Source organism: Paenibacillus dendritiformis, from assembly GCF_015845845.1.
GTDB lineage: Bacteria > Bacillota > Bacilli > Paenibacillales > Paenibacillaceae > Paenibacillus_B > Paenibacillus_B dendritiformis_C.
In genome coordinates, this window is record NZ_LDIG01000062.1 from 64,010 (window position 1) to 87,984 (window position 23,975).

General features: G+C 56.5%; 19 protein-coding genes and 4 riboswitches. Of the genes, 10 read left to right on the forward strand and 9 right to left on the reverse strand.

Annotated elements, in window-relative coordinates; all coding sequences use genetic code 11:
* The first annotated feature begins 231 nt into the window (after window positions 1-231).
* Genes ABD76_RS03140 through ABD76_RS03150 form a run of 3 tightly spaced genes read left to right on the forward strand, consistent with a single transcriptional unit; the run spans window position 232 to window position 2,601 of the window.
* The gene (locus tag ABD76_RS03140) at window positions 232-486 is read left to right on the forward strand and encodes a FeoA family protein (RefSeq protein ID WP_197254230.1); all 255 of its coding nucleotides are present in this window, start codon (window positions 232-234) and stop codon (window positions 484-486) included.
* Window positions 483-1,214: a FeoB small GTPase domain-containing protein gene (locus tag ABD76_RS03145; protein WP_197254235.1), complete on the forward strand. Its 732-nt coding sequence runs from the start codon at window positions 483-485 to the stop codon at window positions 1,212-1,214. Before ABD76_RS03140 ends, ABD76_RS03145 begins: the two co-directional genes overlap by 4 nt.
* Window positions 1,192-2,601: a nucleoside recognition domain-containing protein gene (locus tag ABD76_RS03150; protein WP_197254237.1), complete on the forward strand. Its 1,410-nt coding sequence runs from the start codon at window positions 1,192-1,194 to the stop codon at window positions 2,599-2,601. Before ABD76_RS03145 ends, ABD76_RS03150 begins: the two co-directional genes overlap by 23 nt.
* Before the next feature lie 95 nt (window positions 2,602-2,696).
* Here the strand turns inward: ABD76_RS03150 and ABD76_RS03155 are convergent, their stop codons facing one another.
* A complete protein-coding gene (locus ABD76_RS03155) occupies window positions 2,697-3,410 on the reverse strand; it encodes a DUF1232 domain-containing protein (protein ID WP_197254239.1) in 714 nt (237 codons plus the stop codon).
* Window positions 3,411-3,575: 165 nt separating this feature from the next.
* Between ABD76_RS03155 and ytaF the strand changes: the two genes are divergently transcribed.
* Window positions 3,576-4,217 carry a sporulation membrane protein YtaF gene (ytaF, locus tag ABD76_RS03160; protein ID WP_197254240.1) on the forward strand — a complete coding sequence of 214 codons (642 nt, stop codon included), beginning with the start codon at window positions 3,576-3,578 and terminating at the stop codon, window positions 4,215-4,217.
* Here the strand turns inward: ytaF and ABD76_RS03165 are convergent.
* On the reverse strand, window positions 4,214-5,071 hold the full coding sequence (locus tag ABD76_RS03165; RefSeq protein ID WP_197254241.1) for an SDR family oxidoreductase: 858 nt from the start codon (window positions 5,069-5,071) through the stop codon (window positions 4,214-4,216). The genes ytaF and ABD76_RS03165 overlap by 4 nt on opposite strands.
* Window positions 5,072-5,289: 218 nt before the next feature.
* Between ABD76_RS03165 and ABD76_RS03170 the strand changes: the two genes are divergently transcribed.
* Complete coding sequence (locus ABD76_RS03170; RefSeq protein WP_197254242.1) at window positions 5,290-6,261, forward strand: aldo/keto reductase; 972 nt, start codon at window positions 5,290-5,292, stop codon at window positions 6,259-6,261.
* 71 nt (window positions 6,262-6,332) lie between these two features.
* Here ABD76_RS03170 and ABD76_RS03175 read toward each other — a convergent pair whose 3' ends face one another.
* Window positions 6,333-7,151 (reverse strand): MBL fold metallo-hydrolase, encoded by an 819-nt coding sequence (locus tag ABD76_RS03175; RefSeq protein ID WP_197254243.1) that lies wholly within the window; start codon window positions 7,149-7,151, stop codon window positions 6,333-6,335.
* Between the two features lie 518 nt (window positions 7,152-7,669).
* Between ABD76_RS03175 and ABD76_RS30125 the strand changes: the two genes are divergently transcribed.
* On the forward strand, window positions 7,670-12,220 hold the full coding sequence (locus ABD76_RS30125) for a S8 family serine peptidase (protein ID WP_197254244.1): 4,551 nt from the start codon (window positions 7,670-7,672) through the stop codon (window positions 12,218-12,220).
* Between the two features lie 166 nt (window positions 12,221-12,386).
* Window positions 12,387-13,211, forward strand: coding sequence for a DUF2935 domain-containing protein (locus ABD76_RS03185; RefSeq protein ID WP_197254245.1), 825 nt, complete (start codon window positions 12,387-12,389; stop codon window positions 13,209-13,211).
* Between the two features lie 52 nt (window positions 13,212-13,263).
* Here the strand turns inward: ABD76_RS03185 and ABD76_RS03190 are convergent, their stop codons facing one another.
* Both ABD76_RS03190 and gcvH read right to left on the reverse strand, forming a co-directional pair.
* The gene (locus ABD76_RS03190) at window positions 13,264-13,434 is read right to left on the reverse strand and encodes a hypothetical protein (RefSeq protein ID WP_197254247.1); all 171 of its coding nucleotides are present in this window, start codon (window positions 13,432-13,434) and stop codon (window positions 13,264-13,266) included.
* 138 nt (window positions 13,435-13,572) lie between these two features.
* Window positions 13,573-13,962 carry a glycine cleavage system protein GcvH gene (gcvH, locus tag ABD76_RS03195; protein WP_197254249.1) on the reverse strand — a complete coding sequence of 130 codons (390 nt, stop codon included), beginning with the start codon at window positions 13,960-13,962 and terminating at the stop codon, window positions 13,573-13,575.
* 81 nt (window positions 13,963-14,043) lie between these two features.
* Window positions 14,044-14,127, reverse strand: a riboswitch (glycine riboswitch).
* Window positions 14,128-14,131: 4 nt separating this feature from the next.
* A riboswitch (glycine riboswitch) is annotated at window positions 14,132-14,238 on the reverse strand.
* A gap of 160 nt (window positions 14,239-14,398) precedes the next feature.
* A riboswitch (glycine riboswitch) is annotated at window positions 14,399-14,494 on the forward strand.
* Window positions 14,495-14,497: 3 nt separating this feature from the next.
* Window positions 14,498-14,606, forward strand: a riboswitch (glycine riboswitch).
* A gap of 89 nt (window positions 14,607-14,695) precedes the next feature.
* Between gcvH and gcvT the strand changes: the two genes are divergently transcribed.
* Genes gcvT through gcvPB form a run of 3 tightly spaced genes read left to right on the forward strand, consistent with a single transcriptional unit; the run spans window position 14,696 to window position 18,629 of the window.
* The gene (gene gcvT / locus ABD76_RS03200) at window positions 14,696-15,820 is read left to right on the forward strand and encodes a glycine cleavage system aminomethyltransferase GcvT (RefSeq protein ID WP_197254251.1); all 1,125 of its coding nucleotides are present in this window, start codon (window positions 14,696-14,698) and stop codon (window positions 15,818-15,820) included.
* Window positions 15,817-17,175, forward strand: a complete 1,359-nt coding sequence (gene gcvPA / locus ABD76_RS03205; protein WP_197254253.1) for an aminomethyl-transferring glycine dehydrogenase subunit GcvPA — start codon at window positions 15,817-15,819, stop codon at window positions 17,173-17,175. Before gcvT ends, gcvPA begins: the two co-directional genes overlap by 4 nt.
* Window positions 17,172-18,629 carry an aminomethyl-transferring glycine dehydrogenase subunit GcvPB gene (gcvPB, locus tag ABD76_RS03210; RefSeq protein ID WP_197254255.1) on the forward strand — a complete coding sequence of 486 codons (1,458 nt, stop codon included), beginning with the start codon at window positions 17,172-17,174 and terminating at the stop codon, window positions 18,627-18,629. Before gcvPA ends, gcvPB begins: the two co-directional genes overlap by 4 nt.
* Window positions 18,630-18,751: 122 nt before the next feature.
* Here gcvPB and ABD76_RS03215 read toward each other — a convergent pair whose 3' ends face one another.
* The 4 genes from ABD76_RS03215 to ABD76_RS03230 form a co-directional block, all read right to left on the reverse strand.
* Entirely contained in the window at window positions 18,752-20,362 is a 1,611-nt protein-coding gene (locus tag ABD76_RS03215) for a PASTA domain-containing protein (protein ID WP_197254257.1), read from the reverse strand.
* 329 nt (window positions 20,363-20,691) lie between these two features.
* A complete protein-coding gene (locus tag ABD76_RS03220; RefSeq protein ID WP_168180211.1) occupies window positions 20,692-20,853 on the reverse strand; it encodes a hypothetical protein in 162 nt (53 codons plus the stop codon).
* Between the two features lie 57 nt (window positions 20,854-20,910).
* Window positions 20,911-21,876 carry a carbamate kinase gene (gene arcC, locus ABD76_RS03225; RefSeq protein ID WP_338125022.1) on the reverse strand — a complete coding sequence of 322 codons (966 nt, stop codon included), beginning with the start codon at window positions 21,874-21,876 and terminating at the stop codon, window positions 20,911-20,913.
* A gap of 184 nt (window positions 21,877-22,060) precedes the next feature.
* Window positions 22,061-23,836 carry an ABC transporter substrate-binding protein gene (locus tag ABD76_RS03230; protein ID WP_197254261.1) on the reverse strand — a complete coding sequence of 592 codons (1,776 nt, stop codon included), beginning with the start codon at window positions 23,834-23,836 and terminating at the stop codon, window positions 22,061-22,063.
* Window positions 23,837-23,975: the final 139 nt, after the last annotated feature.

The window sequence follows — 23,975 nt, forward strand, 5'->3', positions numbered from 1 at the left end:
TGGGCAAGCATTCCCAGTATAGTACTTGCCCCTGCGTCAATGTCAACGGGGACGCCAAGCCCGCTCTTGCCAACAATTCCCCTCCCCTAAAAATGTTGCCCTAATGAAAATAATTGTTGGCAACTCAATACTTTTGTCCTATACTAATAATAACAAGAGCGGGGGGAACCGGGGACATTCTTCTTCCGAGCCGCTCGCGAGGTTCGGACTTGGGGAGGAGGAACATCATAGATGTCGACAACAGACAGATCTTTGGCAGAAGCGGATACAGGCAGCCGGCTGCGTCTCTCCCGCATCGAAGTGGAAGGAGTGCTGCGCCGGCGGCTTCTGGATCTCGGCTTTGTGCCGGGCAATACCGTCGAGGTGCTGCAGCGCAGCCCGCTCGGGGATCCGGTCGCGTTCCGCGTGAACAATACGACCATCGCGCTTCGCCGGGAAGAGAGCACGCGCATATACGGGGAGATTATTGGAGGTGAGGACGAATGAGCGGATACCGAATTGCCCTGGCCGGCAACCCGAATACAGGCAAGAGCACTTTGTTCAATACGTTGACAGGGATGCGCCAGCATACCGGGAACTGGGCAGGCAAGACCGTCATGATGGCGGAAGGAGAGTTCGAGCATCAGGGCACGCCGTTCCGCATCATTGATCTTCCGGGCACCTATTCCCTTTATTCCAATTCGGCGGATGAGGAAGTCGCCCGCGACTATATTATTTTTGACAATCCGGACGTGACGGTCGTCGTGCTGGACGCGACCTCGCTGGAGCGGAACTTGAATCTGGCTCTGCAGGTCATGGAGATGACGAACCGCGTCGTCCTCTGCATCAACCTGATTGACGAAGCGAAGCGTCTGGGCGTCCGCATCGATATCGATGCGATTTCCCGGAAGCTGGGCGTGCCGGTAGCCGCCATCTCGGCGCGCAGCCGGATTGGCATTCCCCAGCTGCTCGACAAGATCGAGCAGGTCGCCTCGGGCAAGCTCGTGCCTCAGCCGCTGCAGATTCAATACAGCGATCATATCGAACGCAAGATTGCCGAACTGGAGCCGGCGATACGCGAGCAGCTCGGCGACCGTTATCCCGCCCGCTGGATCGCATTGCGGCTGCTGGATAATGACGAGAAGCTGCTTCAGACGATGAAGAAGCGGATGACGGAAGATCAGACGGTGACAGTGAAGGAGACGGTACAATATGGCTACACCGCTTGCCACTAATTCCCCCGACTCGCTCGATTCGCTATTAGCGAAGGCCAAGAGCCTGACCAACGGCAGCGAGGTTCGGGACGACATCGTCGGGGATATTTATAAGACGACGCACAGCATTTGCCGAGAAGCGGTCCGCTACGAGGATAAGAAGAAGCTGGAGAGCACGTACCGGCTTGACAAAATCGTCACTTCCCCGATTTGGGGCTTCCCGATTATGCTGGCGATACTGGGGGCGGTCTTCTGGATTACGATTGCGGGAGCGAATGTGCCTTCCGCCCTGCTCTTTGACTTATTCAATACGATCGAAGGATATTTGACCGCCGGCTTCGAAGCGCTTCATGCGCCCGCGTGGCTGCATGGCGTACTCATTCTCGGTTTCTTCCGCGGCACGGCCTGGGTCGTCAGCGTCATGCTGCCGCCGATGGCCATCTTTTTCCCGGTCTTCGCCCTGCTGGAGAACTTCGGCTACTTGCCGCGCGTCGCCTTCAACATGGACCGCCTGTTCAAGAAATCGGGCGGGCATGGCAAGCAGGCGCTGACGATGTCGATGGGCTTCGGCTGCAATGCCGCAGCGATTTTATCTACCCGCATTATCGAATCGCCGCGTGAGCGGATGCTTGCCATCTTGACGAACAACTTCGTGCCGTGCAACGGACGCTGGCCAACCCTGATTCTGCTGTCTTCCCTCTTCATGGTGTCGGCGGGACTCGGTTCCGGCATGCAGACTCTCGTTACGGCTTCGGTCGTCATGGGCATGGTCATGATCGGCATCGCCGTCACGTTTACCGTATCGTGGGTCTTGTCCAAGACCGCCCTGCGCGGGGTGCCGACTCATTATACGCTGGAGCTGCCTCCGTACCGGAAGCCGCAGTTCGCGAAGACGATTCTGCTCGCGTCCCGGGACAAATCGCTCAATGTGTTGACGCGCGCCATCATCGTGGCCGCGCCTGCCGGGATCATTACCTGGATCCTGGGCAATATTTTCATCGGCGGGGACAGCGTGCTCAATCATATGGCCGGATTTTTCGACCCGTTCGCCCATGCGATCGGACTGGACGGCTTCATCCTGATGGCCTTCATTCTCGGCCTTCCCGCGAATGAGATTGTGCTTCCGATTCTGTTGATGGGATACTTGTCCACCGGCGCGCTGGTCGATGCGGACGGCATGGACAACATCAAGGACATTTTTCTGAACCATGGCTGGACATGGCTGACGGCGCTCAATATGATGCTGTTTTCCCTGCTCCATTATCCATGCGGCACGACGCTGTTCAATATTTACAAAGAGACGAAGAGCGTGAAGTGGACCGTACTGTCCGCGCTCATCCCCCTCGCCATCGCGATTGCCGTCACTTTTACGACGGCTCAATTGGCAAGAGCCCTTAGCTGGGTATAGGGTATAACAAAAGAACATGCCTGTTGGCAGCACGAGCCGATGCTTATGGCTCGTGCTGCCTTCGTCTGCGGGACATATCGCTTCTCCGCGCCGGCCTATTCGCCTTCATCCGGCGCCTCGGCGGCCGGATCGCGTCCGGCGGCATTTCTCTGCGCTTGCGATGCGCAGGTCATGCCGCGCAGGCGTTCAAGCGCCATATTGACCGCAATCGCATCATCAAGGTAACCGATCGGAAATACATAATCCGGGATAATGTCGACAGACAGGATGAAATAAAGCAGAGCGCTGCCGAGCACCGCTTTTTCTTCCTCCGACACCGCCGGATCGCAAAAGCAAGCATACATGTCGCGCAGTTGCTCAATGAACGGGCCTTCTCCGCTCACCTTGCTCACTTTTTCTTCGAAATCTTGATGTACCAGCCGCCTGCCTTCTTCGGTACGGGCATACCGCTCGCATTTCATCAATTCCTGCCGCACCCGTTCGGTGCTGAACTCCGGCTCATATAGCTTCGAATGCCCGAGCACTTGCTGAATCGCATCGACGGAAGCATGCATATCCGTCCTCCCGCTCGGCTCCGACCCGACGGAATAGCCCGCTGCCCGATACAGCCGCTCGGCCGGAATGGTGAGTACCGACGCAATGCGCTGAATGTATTCCGGCTTGATCGCCTGCTTCCCGTTGGCCATCCTGGAGATGGTGGCCGTATCGATTCCGGTTTGCTCGCTTAATTTGCGCATGGACATGGAGCGCTCCTTGAGCAACGCTTTCAACTGGTGGCCGAATTGCGGCACGTTATCCGTCTGATTCATCCTATCCCCTCCTCTCTATTGCGAGAGCGTCGAGGCCATGGAGGCACAGCAACGCTAATTGATGATCTCTCAACAATATATGTAGGGGACACGCACAATTCCTCAATATATCCGTAATCTGTACCGAATCCATTCCTGCACCGCAGACCGAAGGAGTGTTTTTCCGTGAATTGGCTGTTTATATTAGGGTTTGCCGCCTCGTCGAGTCTCGATAATCTCGGCGTAGGGATATCTTATGGCATCCGCGGAATGCGAATCCCGTGGATCTCCAATGCGATCATTGCCGTCATTTGCTTTTTGTTCAGTTGGGGCGGGATTCAGTTCGGGCAGTGGATTAGCGCAATCTTGCCCGGCGTACTGCCTGTGCTTGTTGGGGCCTTCGTGTTGTTCATCATCGGGATACGCATCGTTCTGCTCACGGTGCCGCGCGGCAAGAGCCAGCCGGCCGCAGCAATGGCGGCAGCCGAAGCTTCTCCGCCCCGGAATAAGCTGGCCGACATGCTCCGGCATCCCGAGATCGCGGACGCCGATCAGTCCGGCTGCATCGGCTATGGAGAAGCCGTCATTCTTGGCGTGGCGCTCTCCGCCAATGCGCTGACGAACGGCTTGAGCGCCGGGCTGCTCGGCCTGTCTCCGCTGGCCATCTGCATTACCGCTGCCATAGGCAGCTATATTACGGTGTGGTGGGGCGTATCGATTGGAAGGAAGGCCGCGAATATCCGCATCGGCTCCTTCAGCCTGGGCCAATTCAGCACGCTGATCAGCGGCATCATTCTGATGCTGATTGCCGTCAACGCGCTGTTCTAGCGGTCCTCTTCAATATTCAACCCCACCTCCGCCGCACTCGCGGCCCACAGCCGCTCCGCCAGCTGCGCATCCTGCGCGCGGCGGGACGCCGGCACCTGACGCTGGCGGTAGAAATAAGCGCCCGTCACCGCGGCTGCATCCGGGCTGGTCGCCAAGTAAATCGCGGTGGCCGCCCCCTCCTCCGGCGTCAGGAAGAACGGGCGCAGCATCGCCATGATGGTTTTGCCGAACCCGGTGCCGCGATCGACGCCGATATTGGTGGCGACGGCCCCGGGATGAAGGCTGTTGGCCGTCACCTTCGTCCCCTGCAGCCGGCGGGCGAGCGCGGAGGTGAACAATATGTTGGCCAGCTTCGACTGCGCATAGGCCGTGACTGCATTATAGCCCCTCGTCAGATGCAGGTCATCGAAATGGATGCGGCCTATCTTGTGAGCGCCGGACGACACATTGATAATCCGTCCCTGCGGCGCTCGCCGCAGGGCTTCCAGCAGAAGATTCGTCAACAGAAAATGTCCGAGATGGTTGACGCCGATATTCTGCTCGAAGCCGTCGCTTGTCGTCTGGCGGCGAACCGAGACTACCCCTGCGTTGTTAATCAGCCCGTCCAGCGCCGGATAGTTGGACAGCAGCATTGCCGCGCATGCGCGAATGCTGCGCAGCGATCCCAGATCGCAGAGCATGAGCCCGATGCGATTCGAGCCGCTGCGGCGAACCGCTTTCTCCAGCGCCCGCCTCCCCCTCGCTTCATTCCGGCACAGCATGATGACATGGATTCCCTGCCTGGCCAACGCCACACTGGTTGCCAGTCCCATGCCCGAGTTCGCGCCGGTTACGATCATTACCCGTTCCTTCATCTTGTTCCCTCCCTTTGTCCACGCGGCTTTTTTTCGGCGCCTCTTGGTATATTCGGCTGGGGCCTTCCCTTTTCCTTCCCGATACGCCTCGCCGGAACGCGCGGCAAAGAACGGATAACCGCTGCCGCCCCTTCGCATCTGGATATACACCTGCACCTATAGTACACTGGACGAGACAAGACAAGCTTCGCATTCTACATCCACTGGAGTGATTCAACATGAGTAAGATCCCGATTCAACGGCGCGGACTCGCGGCCAGCCGGCTTGTGCTCGGATGCATGGGGCTGGGAGGGGGCTGGAATGACGAGCCGATAACGGACCAGCATCTCGCAGCGGCGCACGCGGCGGTGGATGCCGCCCTCGAGGCGGGCATCAATATGTTCGACCATGCCGACATTTATACAAGAGGCAAGGCGGAGCAAGTATTCGGGCAGGTGCTGAAGGAACGGCCGGAATTGAGAGAGCGCATCGTGCTGCAATCCAAGTGCGGTATTCGCTTTGCGGACAATGGCATTCCGGGACGCTATGATTTTTCGAAGGAGCATATTTTGCGCAGCGTCGACGGAAGCTTGAAGCGGCTCGGCGTCGATTATCTCGACATCTTGCTCTTCCACCGTCCCGATCCGTTGATGGAGCCGGAAGAGGTCGCGGAAGCGATGGCGGCATTGAAGTCTGCGGGGAAAGTGCGGGCCTTCGGCGTCTCGAACATGAGCGCCGGCCAGATACGGCTGCTCCAGGCATACAGCAAGGAACCCTTCATCGTCAATCAGCTGGAGATGAGTCTGGCCAAAATCGGCTGGCTCGATCAAGGCGTTCACGTCAACCAAAATGCCGCCAAGGAAGATATATTCCCGGAAGGCACGCTGGAGTACTGCCGTCTGGAAAATATTCAAATTCAAGCTTGGGGCCCGCTTGCCCAAGGCGTCTTCTCGGGCCGGGATCTCTCCGATCAGCCGGCCTCGATCCGCGAGACCGCCGAGCTTGTGCAGGCCATGGCCCGTGAGAAGGGCACGACGCGGGAAGCGATTATCCTCGCCTGGCTGATGCGCCACCCGGCCGGAATCCAGCCGGTGATCGGGACATCCAATCCGGAGCGAATCCGCGCTTGCGCTGAAGCGGTGAACGTCACTCTGACACGGGAAGAGTGGTACGCCCTGTACGTCAGCTCCAGAGGCAGAGCGCTGCCGTAATACACATAAGAAGGGCGATCCCGCAGGCCGCGATATGGCTTGCAGAATCGCCCTTTTTCTTTTGTCCCCGGTTATTCACCCGGTGGAACATAGCGCCCTTGCGCCGGGATAGCCAGCTTGTCGAATTCCCGGGCCAGGCGCTGCAATTGAACGGTCAGTTCCTCCCCTTCCATCGGCAAGCCATGCCCGGTCACGGCCACCTGCGGCCGCAGCTTCTCCAACCGCTCCACCGAGCGCCACGCCTCCTCCCAAACGGGAGTGAAGTAGGCGGGCGGGCCATGGATTTCTTTGGCTTGCCCGATTACATGGAGAGCCGATTCCTGCTTCACGGTGATGAAAGCATCCCCCGCAATCAACGCCCGATCCGATTCCCGGTAAAAGGAAACATGCCCGGGAGTATGCCCCGGCGTAGGAATCACCCGCCAATCCGGCAGATGCGGAACGCGGCCATCATCGGGCAGAGGTTGGACCCGGTCTCCAAGCTGGATCGCTTCGTTTGGATAGAACGGGGACAGCAGCGACATCAAGCCCCCGCCGACCGTCGGATCGGGCGGAGGATAGTCCGCTTGCCCCGTCAGGTAAGGAAGCTCTTGCGAGTGCGCGTATACGGGAATATCCCAGATGTCTAATAGATCGCGCAGCGCGCCTACATGATTGAAATGGCCATGGGTCAGCAGAATGGCCGCGGGCGGACCGTCAAAATTGGCTTCCGCCGTCTCGCGAATACGATCGCCGAACGTGGCCAACCCGGCGTCGATCAATACGTAACCGCGGCTTCCCGGCGCTCCGATGAACACGACGTTGACCATAACGGTGCGCAGGCATATGATGTCTGGACGGGCAGCGATTACGGACGTGGTCCCGGAAGACAGCATATTCGGTTTGTCCATTTGATTTCACTCCTTGCCGCATTAACGGTTTGCCAGGTTCTTTATATCCTGTCCTGCCAAGCCGTACCTAATCCCCCTCTTTCTCTGATGAACGCGGTGCGTGATTCGCAGGCCCGTCTAGCGGAGCGTCAAGGCCATCCTGTTGCCTGGACGCTTATTTTGTGCAGCTTATTTATCGGCGGTCGTATCGAAGCCGCTTCCGAACTGGGACAATTCTTTATTTTTCTCTCGCTCTATTCCATTTCCGAAATAGGTCTAAAGACCCACTCTCTTTTTTGGCACAATCTATTTATTTTACATAATTAGTAATCTTTCTACATTATCCGTCAGGGAATTGAATTGGAATATAGTTAATAGTACCCTTACCCTTAATATGAAATATATGTAAACTTGATTTATGTGATCGACATCATAGACAATCATCATTTCTTGATTCCAGCTATGAGAAAGGAGGCTGAGGTCGCGTTTTCCTTCATCAAGGATCTACCCGACAGTAAAATAGCAAAGGAGGCTTACGTTTGAGACTGCATTCATTCCGCAAACTCATGTCTTTGGTCCTTAGCGCCTTGCTGCTTGCCGGCATGCTCTTCCCGGGAGTATCGGGCGCAACCGAAAAAATGAATTGGTCCGCATCCGAGACGAAGCAGCAACTCCAGAGCCAAATCAAGGAACAGCTCGCAACCAAACTGCAACTCCCCCGCATCTCCGAACTGAACTTATCAGATGTCACACCGCAAAACTTTGTACCGCCTTCTGACAGCAGCGATATTATTACCGTTATCGTCGAACTTCAAAATGAACCGTTAAAAGTAGCAGAAGCTCAGGCCGCGAATACATACTCCTTGTTCGCCGACGATGTGGAAAGCGATATCCGGCAAGAGCACAAACAATTCCGCACCGCGCTTAATCAACTGCAAGCCTCAATCCGTTACGAGTTCAGCAATGTTTTCAATGGATTTTCGGTGAGCATCCCGGCCAACAAAGTCGATGATTTGTTGACGATTCCTGGCGTAAAAGCTGTTTTCCCGAACGTGGACATCCAGGCGATACCGAACGAACCAAGCGCTCATGGCGACAGTACCTATATGCATAAAAGCGCGCCCCATATCGGAGCGAAGCACTTGTGGGAGGATCTCGGCTTAGAGGGAAAAGGCATCAAAGTCGGGGTGCTTGACACCGGCGTCGACTACAACCATCCAAGTCTGAAAGGCGCCTATAAGGGCGGCTATAATTTCGTCGATAATAACAATAATCCGATGGAGACTAGACCGGATGATTCGAAGCCAATAATCGACGGAAAAGAGTATCACACGACCCATGGCACGCATGTCGCGGGAACGATAGCCGGCAGAGGAAACTATGATAATCCCGGCGACAGCGGCAAAGTACGCGGCGTCGCTCCGCAGGCAGACCTGTATGCTTATCGCGTGCTCGGGCCATATGGCAGGGGATCGTCGGAAAACATTGTGCGCGGCATCGAGCGCGCCGTCTATGAAGATAAAGTAGATGTCATCAATCTGTCGCTCGGCGCCGATTACAACTTCCAATATACCGCGCATTCGGTTGCGCTGGATAATGCAACCAAGGCCGGCGTCGTCGTGGCCGTCGCTGCGGGCAATGCCGGACCGAAGCCGTACACGCTGGGAAGTCCGGGAGGAGCCCATGCGGCCATTTCCGTTGCCGCCTCTTACCCTCCGGTCCTGACCCCGGTGTTTGAAGCCGAAGGCCTCGACAAAAAGTTTTTCTCGCAGCTAGCTACTTCCTCTCCGGTTCTGGCTATTGGCACCCCGCTTGAAGCGGTCTATGCCGGATTCGGAAAGCCGGATGATTATCACAACAAAGAAGTTAAGGGAAAACTCGTGGTCGTCTCCCGCGGGGAAATCAGCTTCGGCGACAAATCGAGAAATGCCAAAAAAGCCGGAGCCGCCGCGCTCATCATTTTCAACAACGAAGCTGGCGATCTGGCCGCGACTCTCGGCGAAGGGGAAGTCGATGAATTCGTTCCTACTTATACCATTTCGCAAGCCGACGGTCTTGTATTAAAACAGCGTATTTCAACTTCCAGCCCTGTGAAAATAAAGCGCTACGATGTCGAAGAGAAAGATATGCTCGGCTCCTTCAGCGCCCGCGGCCCTGCGCTGCCGGACTATACGATTAAGCCGGATATTGCCGCGCCGGGCGTCGGCATCACATCATCCGTGCCGGCCTGGGACGGCAACTACGAGAACGCGTACGGAAGCTCGCAAGGCACGAGCATGGCCTCGCCGCATATCGCGGGAGCTGCCGCATTGCTGGTGGAGTATTCCCGCAAGAATAACCTTGATCTGACTCCAGACGATATCAAAGCGCTGATGATGAATAATGCCGTAGATTTGAAGGATCGTACGGGGAAGGTGTATAAATTGACTGAACAAGGTGCTGGCCGGCTTGACCTGAAGCGCAGTGTAGAGGCTCCGGCGATCGCCTTGGTGCAAGAGACAGCGAACGTCACAGTCAAAAATAATCCCGATGCCCCGTTCGAATATGAGACGGGCAGCCTATCGTTCGGAGCAACTTCCCCTGGTACCGCGTTAACGAAGACGATACAGTTGAAAAGAATTGGTGATCAAGAACAGAATTATTCGATTTCAGTAATTTGGCAAGAGGATGCGGGGACATTAAAACCTAGCGTGCACACCGTAATTCCGGAGCAAACCTTTGACGTAACATTGGAGCTCCCGGCGAACGCCGATGGGAATTACGAAGGACGTGTCATACTGAAAGGCGATCGCGGCCACGAGATTAGAATTCCCGTGAGTGTATACGTCGGCAAGCAGTTTGAAGTGCCCGCCATTGGAGGGTTTGAGATTGATCCCCCCATGTTTGCGCCATTCGGGCATACTGGCCACAATACGACAACGCTAAACGTTCTGATCAACAAGAAAATCACAGACTTGAAATTCACCGTCCTGAATACGAAGGACGAACAAATCGGCGATGCAAACGTGAAGAAGAGCGAACTAAATCCGGGCATTTTGTCCTTCGAATGGGATGGAAGCCTGACTGACAACAATTCCGCCAGACTGGAAGACGGTTTATATTATATGGTGCCCGTTCTTGAAGGCAAACGTCTGGATGAACTGCGCTCTCTTTTCCTTATCGACACTACGCCTCCTGAAATCCAGGTTGATAAGCCGGTGATTCGGGTCGATAACCCGCAGGAACGCAAAGGAAAAATTACAGGTACTGTCTACGACACAATTTTGGAATATGTGAATTCTCCGATTCAGGATCTCATTAAGATGAAGGCCGTCAACAAGGATTCGAATGAAGAATATGAGGTCAACATTAATTCATACGGTATCTTCACCATCGACATCCCGCATCTGAAGGACGGACTCAATGAAGTTGACATCTATGCATGGGATTACGTCAAGAACGGATATGAGACCCCATCCCGGACGATTTCATTCGACTTTGATCCGGATGCGGTCTATGCCAATGTGAAGATTGAGAAAAAACAAGCGTTTACGGGAGAAGAGTTCAAAGTAGATATCGGCTTCTCGGTCACTGAAGCAGTATACTCTGCATCCTATGCATTGGTTTATGATGCTTCATTAACAGATGTTCGGGTTGAGCCAAGCGTTACCTTTGCAACATATTTGCAGAAAAATCACCCGGATGTGGAATTAAGTTTTACAAAGGATATTATAGTAGAAGGTAATTTGAAGGCCCTCCTGGTGACTACCAGCATGCCGCCAACTGCGGCGTATTCAGGAGATGGCACCTTTGGCACCGTAGTATTCTCCAGCAATGCTCCGGGAGCCTACAAGTTCTGGCTGGTTAATTTGGAGTTGGAAAGTATTGAGCCTGTAAAACTTGTATACGGGGCGCCGGACTGGATTGAGATCGTTGACGCACCGACACCGCCAGACCCAGATCCAGAACCAAAACCTGAACCAAAACCGGAGCCTGGCCCAAGCTCAGGCGGATCGTCTTCCAGCAGCTCCTACTCCTCCACTCCGACGAAGCCGGCCGGGAAGACCTTGAAAGCCGGCACCTTCACGGTAACGGAGAAGGACGGCAAGAAGCAGGGCTTGCTGCTTGTATCGTCGTCGGCGCTCAGCTCGCAGTTGAACGACAAGGAAGCGACTGAAGTGAAGCTGGATATCGCGGACATCGCCTGGAACGACGTCAATCTTTCGGATATCCGCATCACCCGCGCGCTGGCGGAGCAGCTTACCGCTTCCGGCAAAGCGCTGCTGCTGTCCGGCAAAGATTTCGAAGTGCTCATTCCTGCCGAGTCGTTCGTTGACTTTATCGGGAAAAATGGCGATCTGACCGTACGTCTGGCGCTGGCGCCGCTGACGGAAGGCGGGCAAGCGTCCGCACTGAGACAGGTCGCTCCGGGATTGACCGTTCAAGGCGAGAAGGAGACGGTCACCAAGCCGATCCGTATCGGTCTGAAATGGAGCGCCTCCGCCGTGAAGGATGCCCGCAAGGTAGGCGTCTACGGCAAGGATGCGAAGGAGGCGTGGACGTACTACGCTCCTGGCGTTCGCTGGGATAAGGACGGCGTCCGCTTCACTGCGGCGTCGCTCGGATCCTATACGGCGCAGGAATCGTCCAAGACGTTCGATGATATTCGCACGCACTGGTCCAAAGATAAGGTCGAGGTCGCAGCCGCTCACCAGTTAATCGAAGGCAAGGGCAGCTTGAATATGTTCAAGCCGAACGATCTGGTCACGCAAGCGGAATTCGCCTCGCTGCTCGACCGTCTTACCGGTTCCGGCAAGACATGGAAAGACCGTATTGCCGAGCCGGGAGCTCGCGATCCGCTGACGCGCGAGAACATGGTCGTCATGCTGGTGCAGGCGCTGCAGCTGAAGACCGATGACGCTCCGGCGCTCGGCTTCGCCGACCAGGCGAAGATCGGAGCGGATGCCCGCGCCGCTGTCGCGGTCGCCGTGAGCCGCGGCTATATTCAAGGCATGGGCGGCAACAAGTTCTCTCCTGAGGGAACGTCGACCCGCGCCCAAGCGGCCGCGGTCCTCGCCCGCGTGCTGATCGATATGCAATCGAACCCGTAAAACCGGCCTGACGCGGCCAAGACGCAACCGCTGTCCTTCGGGACAGCGGTTGTTGCATGTCGGGCGGCCTGCACAGAGATATGGCATGCGAGACAATCCGTACCACATACGATAACAATAGAACGGATTCTGAATCGTCATCCATCATCTGCAAAGGAGAATACATATGCACAGTCATCAGACTCTGGCCGCCCCGCCGGGTTCGCTCTTGTTCGAGCACCGCTTCTGGCTGCAAATATTGGGAGATCATTCCCGCTTCATACTGGACGCCCTGTCGCCGCGGGAAGCGAAGGATATTCGTCAGGCGGATCAGTTTATCCGGCGGTTCGATGAGCTCCTGAACCAAGCCCGCCAGGCCTCCTCGGAGCCTCAAGCGATTGCCATCGCCGCCGATGCGCATGCCGCGACGATGGAATTGAAGAATTTCAAGCTTGATCTGCTGCGCCGATTGCTGCTCGGCCAAGTTACCGTATTTCTCCCGCCGACCTTTTTCAACCATATGCTCAATGAGCTGCAGGAGTATGTCTATATTCTCGACGCCGTGCGGGCCGGGAAGCCGGTGCCGTTGTTCGATGCGCTTCATTATGATCTGGTGTGGCTGTCGGACGCTTCCGGCCACGCTTCGGCGATCGCGTCCAATCTGGATGCGGTGGAGAGACGGTTGATCGAGAAGAGCCGCGAATTCGAGAAGCATTTCGATGATTATTACAAAAAAGCGGTCGAAATGGTGGGCTACTTGCGCACCCAGCTCCGCCGCTTCCCGGCGCTGGAACGGTTCCACCGCGATGTGAACCTGGAGATTAAGCTGTTCACGAAATTCTTGCTGGAGCTGGAGGAAATGGAGTTAAGCGCGGAGACGCTCGATATAATCAGTCCGCTGATGCCTGATCATATGGCGCGGGAGGAATGCTACTACCTGATCAAATTGGCCCAGGCCGGCGCCGTCCCTTCCCCGGAATGCGATCCGACCACGCCGCGGGTTCAAGGATGAAGCAGCCCCCCAGTTCCGGGAACTGGGGGGCTTGCGAAGCATGGGACGCGTATTATTCGGACAGCTTTGCATCCGCATCGCGCGCGGCTTGATTCTGCTGAGCGCCTTCCAGATCGGCACCGAACTCGGCTTCTCGTCCTTCGATATCCGGCATTCTGTTCAGCTTCGTCGTCTGCACTTCCGCCTTCGTCGCTTGGTCGCGGTTTTTTTCTTGGTTGTTCATTTCGGCAACTCTCCATTTCGCATATATTCATGTACAACGTTAGTATGCGGGAAGGAGAGCCGCTTTATTCATAGATGTTCCGTTATTCTCATGTTCATGTATCCGCATCGCCTTGCGGCCGGGATGGCAGGCCATCCCCTACTCGATATGCTTCCGGTATCCCTCCGCGGTGAGCAGATGCTTCATCGCTTCCTCCGGATCGCCGTCCAGCTCCACCTCGGCAATCCATCCGCCTTCATACGGTTCGCTGTTCACCTTCTCGGGACTGTCCTCCAGGTCGGTATTCACCTTGGTCACTTTACCCGATACCGGGCAGTACAGCTCCGATACCGTCTTGACCGACTCGATCGATCCCATGCTGTCGCCCGCCGATAAAGCGGTTCCAATCTCGGGGAATTCGATGAATACGATATCTCCCAATTCCGCTTGCGCATGATCGGATATCCCGATACGCACGGTCCGCCCTTCGACGACGGCGACCCATTCATGCTCCTCGCTGTACAACAGATTCTCTTTCACTTCGCTCATGTTCACGCTCATTCCTCTCTCATTATTATCGCAATTAGCCGGCACAGCAAAAAAGACAGATCAAAGACTCGTTCGCCTCTTCTCTGTCCCGGGTGCCTGAGAGTTTGCCCGGCTGCCCGCGGCAGGCCGGTATTCCCCTTGGGCGGCTGTACGCTCTCTCCAGAGGTGCGTCGGACGACGGTGCTTCTACCTGAGAGATTCCTCGCCGAACGGCGGTTCGGCGGCTTGCTCCTTCGGTGCCGGGACTTGAAGCCCGGTCTCTCCCGCTCGTCTTCATTCGCGGTATGTGATAATGTTCCAATTTTACATCTATAGCGTAGTTCAGCTTCCCCTCCATGTCAATATGAGAATCATTTTCGCGGAAGTTCGCAGAAATGGATTGACAATGTCAGGAAGGTTCGAGTAATAATGGAGGTATGACAATTGCACATTGCGAATGATGGTAAAGGGAGAGATTACTGCGAGACAGTAACGCCGAAGGAGTAAGCCCGCCACGGGTGAATCTCTCAGGCAAAAGGACGTTTACCGGACGCGCCTCTGGAGAGCACCCGCCGATGCGGGTCACCCAAGGGGAAACTTATGGGCCGGCTTCGGCAGACGGAAGCCGGATGATCATGAGGTAACTCTCAGGTACAAGGACAGAGCGTAAGAAGGCATCCGCATGGAAGCGGATCGGCCTTTTTTCGCCTGTCCTTTTTTGAGTTCCATTCATTATGCCTATCGAGGTGATGTCATGTCCACGTTACAACGCACGCCCCTGTTTTCGAAGTATGCCAACCATCCTTCCGTCCGCTGCATCGATTTCGGCGGCTGGGAGCTCCCGGTGCAATTCAGCGGCATCCAGCGGGAGCACGAGGCCGTACGGCAGCAGGCCGGCCTGTTCGATGTGTCGCACATGGGCGAGCTCTTCGTGAGCGGGCCTGCGGCATTTTCCTTTTTGCAGAAGATGACGACGAATGACCTGTCCAAGCTGGAAGACGGCAAGGCGCAGTACTCCCTGCTCTGTTATCCGCACGGAGGCGTCGTTGACGATTTGCTCGTCTATCGGCTTGCCGAAGATCGCTATATGCTGGTCGTCAACGCGTCCAATACGGACAAGGTTGTCCAATGGCTGCAGGACCATGCGGAGGAGGGCGTCCATATCGACAACGCGTCTTCCCGCACCGCCCTGCTGGCGCTGCAAGGACCGCAGGCGCTGTCCATTATGACGCTGGCAACCGAAGCGCCTGTCGGCGCTTTGAAAGCGTTTCACTTCTTGTCCGATGTCCAGGTGTCCGGCGTTCGGGCTCTCGTCTCGCGCACAGGCTACACAGGCGAGGATGGCTTCGAGCTCTATATCGCGGCGGACGATGCGCCCCATCTGTGGACGGAGCTGCTGCGGATTGGCAAACCGTTCGGGCTCGTTCCGGTAGGCTTGGGGGCCAGAGACACGCTTCGCTTCGAAGCGAAGCTGCCGCTGTACGGCCAGGAGTTGTCCGAGCAGATTACGCCGCTGGAGGCGGGGCTAGGCTGGTGCGTGAAGCTGAACAAAGGAGAGTTCATCGGCAGAGAAGCGCTCGCCAAGCAGAAGGAAGAAGGAGTTCCCCGCCGCTTGGCCGGCATCGAAATGATCGATCGAGGTATCCCGCGGAGCCATTATCCCGTTTACGCGGGCGATAAGCTTATCGGAGAAGTAACGTCGGGCACGCAATCTCCTACCTTGAAGCGCAATCTCGGCCTGGCGCTCATTGAATCGCCATATGCCGAATTGGATACGGAACTGGAAGTCGAGATTCGCGGCAAGCGGCTCAAGGCCCGCGTCGTCGCTGCCCCATTCTATCAACGCCCTACTACGACCAAGGGAGGTTCGCCTACATGACCAAGACACATCGCTATATCCCGATGACCGAGCAGGACGAGCGGGACATGCTCGCGGCGATCGGCGCGGCATCGATCGACGAGCTGTTCCGCGACATTCCGGAAGCGGTCCGCTACAAGGGCCGACTTCCGATATCCGAGGCGCTGGACGAAGCGGCCCTGCTGCACCATATGCAGGAACTGGCCGCCCGCAACGCCAACCTCGATCAATATGCGAGCTTTCTTGGGGCCGGCATCTATGACCATCATATTCCGGTCGTCATCAATCACGTGATCTCCCGTTCCGAGTTCTATACCGCCTATACGCCATATCAACCGGAGATCAGCCAGGGAGAGCTGCAGGCCATATTCGAATTCCAATCCTATATCTGCGAATTGACCGGCATGAAGGTAGCCAACGCGAGCATGTATGACGGGGCGACCGCGCTGGCGGAAGCCGGGGTGCTGGCAAGCGCCGTCACGAAGCGCAAGCGGATCGTCGTCTCCCGCACCGTGCATCCGGAAGCGCGGCAGATCCTGCATACGAGCGCCCGCGGACTTGGCCTTGACATTGTGGAGGCGCCCGATGCGAACGGAGTGACCGATCTGGAGAAGCTGGAGGCGCTTATAACGGACGATACGGCTGCGGTCATCGCGCAATCCCCTAACTTCTTCGGCTGCATCGAGGACGTGCGTGCCATCGAACCGATGATTCACGGGCGCAAAGGATTGCTTATTATGAGCGCCAATCCGCTGTCGCTCGGCCTGCTGGAGAGCCCGGGACAACTCGGCGCCGACGTCGTCGTCGGAGACGCCCAGCCGTTCGGCATCTCCTCCTCGCTGGGCGGTCCGACCTGCGGCTACTTCGCCGTATCCGAGCCGCTGATGCGCCGCATTCCGGGCCGGATCGTGGGCCAGACCAAGGACCGCGACGGCAAGCGTGGCTTCGTGCTGACGCTCCAAGCCCGCGAGCAGCATATCCGCCGCGAGAAGGCGACGTCCAATATTTGCTCGAACCAGGCGCTGCTGGCATTAAGCGCTTCCGTCTATTTGTCCGTGATGGGCAAAGCCGGCATTCGCGAGGTCGCGAATCTGAACATCCAAAAGGCGCATTACGCCGCTGAGCGGATATCGCAAGCGAAGGCCCTGTCCCTTCCGTTCACCTCGCCGTTCTTCAATGAATTCCTGGTCAAGCTGCCGGAGGGCGTCTGCCCGACGGTATTGAACGCCGCCCTGATGAAGGAAGGATTCATCGGCGGACTGGATGTATCCCGTTACTATCCGGAGCTGGCGGGCCATATGCTGGTCGCCGTGACGGAACGCCGGACGAAGGCGGAAATCGACCAATTTGCCGCACGATTGGAGGGTGCTGTATGAAACCGGAGAAAAAGCTGATCTTCGAGCTGAGCAAGCCGGGGCGGACCGCTTATTCACTGCCGGAATGCGATGTTCCGCAGCGGGCTATCGAAGCAATGATACCGGCGGCGATGCTCCGCCAACAGCCGGCGGAATTGCCGGAAGTGTATGAAGTCGATGTCATCCGCCATTACACCGAGCTGTCGCGCCGCAACTTCGGCATCGACAACGGCTTTTACCCGCTCGGCTCCTGCACGATGAAATACAATCCGAAGATTAACGAAGATGTCGCCCGCTTGGCGGGCTTCGCCAAGATTCACCCGTATCAGCCGGCGGAGAGCATTCAAGGCGCGCTGGAAATGCTGTATACCCTCCAGCAGGATCTGGCCGCGCTGACGGGGATGGACGAGGTGACGCTCCAGCCGGCGGCAGGCGCTCACGGGGAATGGACGGGCCTGATGATGATCCGGGCCTACCATGAGAGCAAAGGCGAGCGCCGCACCAAGGTTATCGTCCCCGACTCTTCCCACGGGACGAACCCGGCGAGCGCGACGGCGGCCGGACTCGATACGATTACGATCCCTTCGGATGAACGCGGGCTCGTCGATCTCGAGGCGCTGCGGGCGGCGGTCGGACCGGATACGGCGGCGCTCATGCTGACCAATCCGAGCACGCTCGGCTTGTTCGAGGAGCATATCCTCGAGATTGCCGATATCGTCCACGAAGCCGGCGGCCTGCTGTATTATGACGGCGCGAATTCCAACGCCATTATGGGCATTACCCGCCCGGGAGACATGGGCTTCGATGTCGTGCATTTGAATCTGCACAAGACGATGAGCACGCCGCATGGCGGCGGCGGTCCCGGAGCCGGCCCGGTCGGCGTCAAGAGCATACTGGCGCCATACTTGCCGAAGCCGCTCATCGTGAAGAAGGAGGATGGCAGCTTCGGATTCGAAGAAGAACGGCCAACCTCGATCGGCAGGGTCAAAGCATACCTTGGCAACTTCGGCATTCTCGTCCGCGCGTACACCTATATGCGCACATACGGGCCGGACGGACTTCGCCGCGTATCCGAATGCGCGGTGCTGAACGCGAACTACATGATGCACCGGCTGGCGCCGTATTTCGAAGTGCCTTATCCGGGCGTATGCAAGCATGAATTCGTCATCTCCGGCAGCGGCTTGAAGCAATATGGCGTCCGCACGCTGGACGTCGCCAAGCGGCTGCTGGACTTCGGCTTCCATCCGCCGACCATCTATTTCCCGCTTAATGTCGAGGAATGCATGATGATCGAGCCGACCGAGACCGAGAGCAAGGAGACGCTCGACGCCTTCATCGACACGATGATTCAGATCGCGAAGGAAGCGGAAGAACAGCCGGATCTGCTGCTTAACGCGCCGCATCACACCGATGTGAGAAGGCTGGACGAGACGCTGGCCGCGCGCAAACCGGTCTTGAATTGCGCTTGCAACTAACGAATGAGAAGCCCTTGCCCCTGCGTTTGAACGACGCGCCTCGGAGCGGGGGCTTCTGTGCCTTCAGCAGCAAAAAAGGAGAACCGCCTCATCCATCGGCAGTTCTCCTTCTCTTTTAGAGCTTATTTCTGTTCCCGGCTAATATAGAAAGTGACTCGTTCGCCCTTCTTGATCGGCGCGCCCGCTTCCGGCTCCTGCTTGAAGATCTGGCCAGCCGGCTGCTCCTCGCTGTTCTCTTTGAAATACTGCCAGCGAAGCCCCGCAGCCTTCACTTCCTGCTCCGCCTCTTCCAGCGTCAGACCGATGAGGCTCGGCACCTGCACCTGTCCTTCGCCCGGCTCTCCCGCTTCGGCAGGAGGCGTCTCCGTCCCCGGATTCGCCGGATCGGCCGGCGTTCCCGTGTCTGGCGTCCCAGTACCCGGCGTCGTCGCCCCCGGATCTGTCGTTCCTGGATCGCCCGGTATCGTTCCAGGCTCGGTTGTGTCCGGCTGCTGTGTATCCGGCTGCGTTGGCGTTCCCGTGTTCGTATCCGGCTGCTGCGATCCTTGGCCGGCACTGCTGCTGCTGTCGGTGTTCGAGCTTGATGAGCCCCCGTTCGAACTCGAAGAGCCTCCGTCCGAGCTGACGGACGTATTCGGATCGGCAACGGAACCGCTATCGCCGCCATCCGGAACGACAGTGCCATTATCGGCATTGTCGCCGCTGCCGCCCGGCTGCTCCGCCGCCGCGTCGTAGCCGGCTTCCTGCCCCGGCTCGGTCACCGCGACCGGTTCATTGTCTTTGGAGAGCGAATTGGCCCAGATAACGGCTCCGCCCAGGACAGCGAAAAAGACGCACACGCAGGCAACGATAAGCAGCATTTTGCTTCCGTTGAAGGAAGCGGCTTCCTTGCGTTCGTAATCATCGTCATCCTCTTCATCGGCCCACTCCTCGTCCGCTTCCGCCTCATCCGGTTCGGATTCGGCTTGAGGCCGCCGGGACGCCGCTTCCTCCAGCGGAGGAGCAGACGTGAATACGGGCTCGCGGCTGGCTTGCACCGGCACGACCGGCTGCTCCAGAATCTCCCGCAGCCCGACCATGAAGGTGAACAGCGAGGCATCTCCTGCGTGCACCTTCCTCATCAGCTTCAGAACCAAATCTCTCTGCACATCATTCAAGTCCTTCAATGCGCCGTACAAGCGAGTCTCGACGACATCGAATTGCGAAGGGACATGCGGATGAAGCGTGCAGAGCTGATACAGCAGCCGGTACAAGGCGGTGGTGCCGTGCTCCCCTTCCTCGGCCTGGGTCCAGTAATTCATAATAATCAGTTGATTGTCCGCCGTTATCCACACATTATCAATCGTGACCGGAAAGCGGCTGACCCCTTCCTCCAGCGCTTCCTGAATGCTGGTCCCCAGCTCGTAGATCATGGACAGCACCTTCTCCGAGCTCAAGACGTGACGCTGCGCATACTTCACTAACGGCATGCCGCTGTACGCCATGAACACCACGTAGAAGTCCTGCCCGGACATGCCCGCATTCAGCATATGGAAAAATCGGTTATTGGAAAAATGCGATACATTCCCGAATGCGGTGCGGTATTCCTCCGCGCGGCCCGATTCCGTATTTTCGACCACATAAATAAAGACATCCCGCTGCAAAGACATATCGACGGCTTCATAGAGAATGCCGCCGCCCAAGTGAAAAATGACGGAATTCAGCTGATAACGTTCTGCTATGTAAGTGCTCATACAGTAACTCCTTTTTCCATGGTAAAGGGCATTATGCCCCCTTGTCATTATGAGGCATCAGCCGCCTTTTTGCAAAGCTCCCCTACATTAGACGATCCAGTCCGCCGTTCGGTTGCGCTCCCAAGCAAAACTAGCAAGACACAAATAGTATTACGGTCTTCAGTATAGCATAGTTCCAAAGATATCCGTTACTGAACTGAGTTGTCATTATTTCCCGCATTCTTACTTCCGTTAGCCAGGCCCTTTGTCGATGACGGCTTTCTTCCATTATAAATAAGAGCCGTCCTGCATGCGCTTCAGCATTGCAGGGCGGCTCAAGGCTCCGGCTCTTAGCCTTGGTTGTCGTCGCCGGTCCGATCCAGTATGAGATTCGTAACGGACGTCGAGTCGCCGCGTTCAATTTCTTCCGGAGTCGCCTTTTCTTTTAAATTATCCAGCTCCATGCCTGGCGCGAAGCTCGGCCCGGATTGCTTCTTCTGCTTCTTCGTCATCAATGGACATTCCTTTCACCGTAGGCTCTCCCTTATTGTTCCGGTCAAGCCAGATATCTATGTGCCCTGGCGAGGATAACTCGGCGCTTCGGCGGTCTCCGGAACGAACCGCGTGCCTGCCAGACCGGACAGCGCGAGATCGGCCTGGTCGAGAGCGCAAATGAGCGCGGTTCCTCCCTGGGCGGCGAAGGACGCGGCAGCCTCCACCTTCGGGCGCATGCTGCCTTCGCTGAAGTGCCCCGCTTCTATATATCGGGCAGCGGCGGTTGGAGTCAGGGTGGCCAGGGGCCGCTGCTCCGGGCCGCCATAGCCGGCATAGACGTGCTCGACATCGGTCAGAATCAGCAGCACATCGGCCTCTATTTCCCGGGCCAGCTTGCAGCTGCTGAAATCTTTGTCGATGACGGCCTCAACGCCGGCATAAGCGCCGTCTTCCTGCCGGACAACCGGAATCCCGCCTCCCCCGCAGGCGATGACAATCTGGTTCAGTTCGAGCAGTCGCCTTACCGCTTCTGCTTCCACAATCGCTTGCGGCCGAGGAGACGGAACGACCCGCCGCCAGCCCCGGTTCGCATCCGGCTTTAACTGCCAGCCTTTGTCGTGGATAAGCCGCTTCGCTTCCTCCTCCGTGTAGAAGCTGCCGATCGGCTTGCTCGGATTGCGGAAGGCCGGATCGTCCGCCGCCACCTCCACTCTCGTAATCAAGCTGACGACCGATTGGCCGCGGCCGCCGCTTGCCAGTTCGTTGCGCAATAATTGCTGAATCATGAAGCCGATGAATCCCTGGCTCTGGGCCGTGCACACATCGAGGGGCAGCGGCGGCACCTCCGCCTGCGCTTCTTCCTGCTGACGCAGCAGATTGCCGACCTGCGGTCCATTGCCATGCGTAATGACGATCCGGTGTCCTTGCTCGACCAATCGTGCCAAGACGCAGCAGCTGCGCCGCACGTTCGCCAGTTGATTCGCATAGGTGGCCTCCTGCCCCGGCTGCAGAATCGCATTGCCGCCCAATGCAGCAACAATGGTAAGCTGCTTGGCGTGTCTATGTACAGTTAGACGAATCCGCTCCTCTCGTGTTCGATGAATATGATGCTGTACACGATTGCATCAACGCTATTCATAGAATCATAGGACAGATGGCAAATTTTATCAAGATTATGTCCTGTTGCCAAAAAAACCTCTCCCGTCAAACGGGAGAGGGTTCGGATTAATTAATCATCAAGCCATCCACGCCATAAGAGAAGTCGCGGTACGGGCTCATATCCAGTCCTGTAAAGCGCGCATTGTTGCCCCACATATCCCGGCGCTGATACATAAAGATGTATGGCAGGTCTTCATTGATTTCTTGATACAGCTCTTTGTAGATCGCTTTGCGCTCCTCGATATCCAGCGTTTTCCCGCCTTTTTCGAACAGCTCATCGACTTTTTTGTTGGAGTAGCCGATTTCGTTCCAAGATCCTCCGGTAATGAAGTTATGTTGTGCACCTTGCGGATCCGGTTCAAGGCGCCAAGCCATGAACAGCATATCGAAATCGCCCTTCTTCCGCTTCTCCACGACGGCGTTGAAGTCCATTTGCTCGGCAACGAATTCGATCCCCAATTCCTTGTAGTTCGCCTGCGCGACCGGAATAATTGCATCATTCACCACATTCGGCGAGGTAGCGGCAAAGTTGATCGTGAATTTCTCGCCGTCTTTTTCACGAATGCCGTCCGCGCCGACCTTCCAGCCCGCCTCATCGAGCAGTTTCTTCGCCTTTTCGAGATTGAATTCGTACTTGTTCACTTCATCGGTATAGGCCCAGGACAGCTTCGATTGCGGCACATTGATGACCTCGGCATAGCCCTGGTATACGGCTTCCACGATTTGCTCGCGGTCCAGGCCGTACGCCAATGCCTGACGCACCTTCACATCCTGGAACTTGGCCCGGTTATGGTTAAAGGCAATGTAGCCGTAACCATTCGTCGGGAACAAGGAGATATCGAGGAAGCCCATCGATTTGAGCAGCTCGAAGTTGTCCAGGTTGGCGGAGATGAAGTCCATATCCGTCTCTCCGGCCTGCAGCAATTGGGCGTTTGTCTCTTCTGTCGTGAACTTGTAGATCAGCTTCGGGATCTTCGGTGCGCCTTTGAAATAGTGCTCATTGGCGACAAAGGATACCTCCTGGCCAGCCTGGAATTTATCCAGCTTGTACGGCCCGTTGCCAAGCGGCTTCGTGAACAGGTCGTTCATATAGCTCAAATTGCCTTGCTTGTAATTTTTGCCGTAATATGCTTTGGATAAAATGCCTATCTCGCCGATAGAGGGCTTCGCCAGAGCGCTTGGTTCAATCGTTGTAAACTCAATGGTGAGAGGATCGATTACCTTGATGCCTTCAATGGAGGTTGCTTTGCCATCGTAGTATTCTTTGCCGCCTTTGATTTTGGCGTCCCGAATGATGTCCTTCGGACCGTCGTATGACTTGTCATGCAGGACGGTAATCGTAAAGGCGACATCTTCCGCCGTCAGCGGCGAGCCGTCGCTGAACTTCAGGCCTTCCTTCAGCTTGTACGTGTGGGTCAAATTATCCGGTGAAACTTCGTATTTCTCCGCCAGCATCGGCGCATACGTCCCGTCCTTCTGCACTTCCAGCATCGCCTTGAACAACGTTCTCATTACATAATTATCGTAGACCGTTTCCGCGTAAAGCGGATGGAAAATTCCAGCCGGAGCCTGCATGCCGATTATCAGCGTGTCTGTCCGGGCAGTGGCGTTCGCCGGCGATTTGCTTGGATCGGAAGCCTTGACAATTCCTTCGTTGATAACCCCGTCTTCTTCCGGGTCGGAGGCCTGTTCCCCATTCTCCTTCTTCTCCGACTCATTGCCCTGCTGCTCTTGAACCGGTTCCTTGGACGGTTCTGCTGCATCGCCGGCACCGCCGCATGCCGAGAGCACCAACGTGAGCGACAGCAGCAAGCATAAAAACATGGCCCAACTTTTCTTCACTGCACAACTCCCCCTACATTTTATTATCATTATGTTGACACTAAGCAGTAACGTAGTTCATGGTTTGCCAGCAGGCGGCAAAGCAAACAAACTTTTCGAACTTTGGTCAAATAATTATGCAGGAATCTCGTTGTTTCTG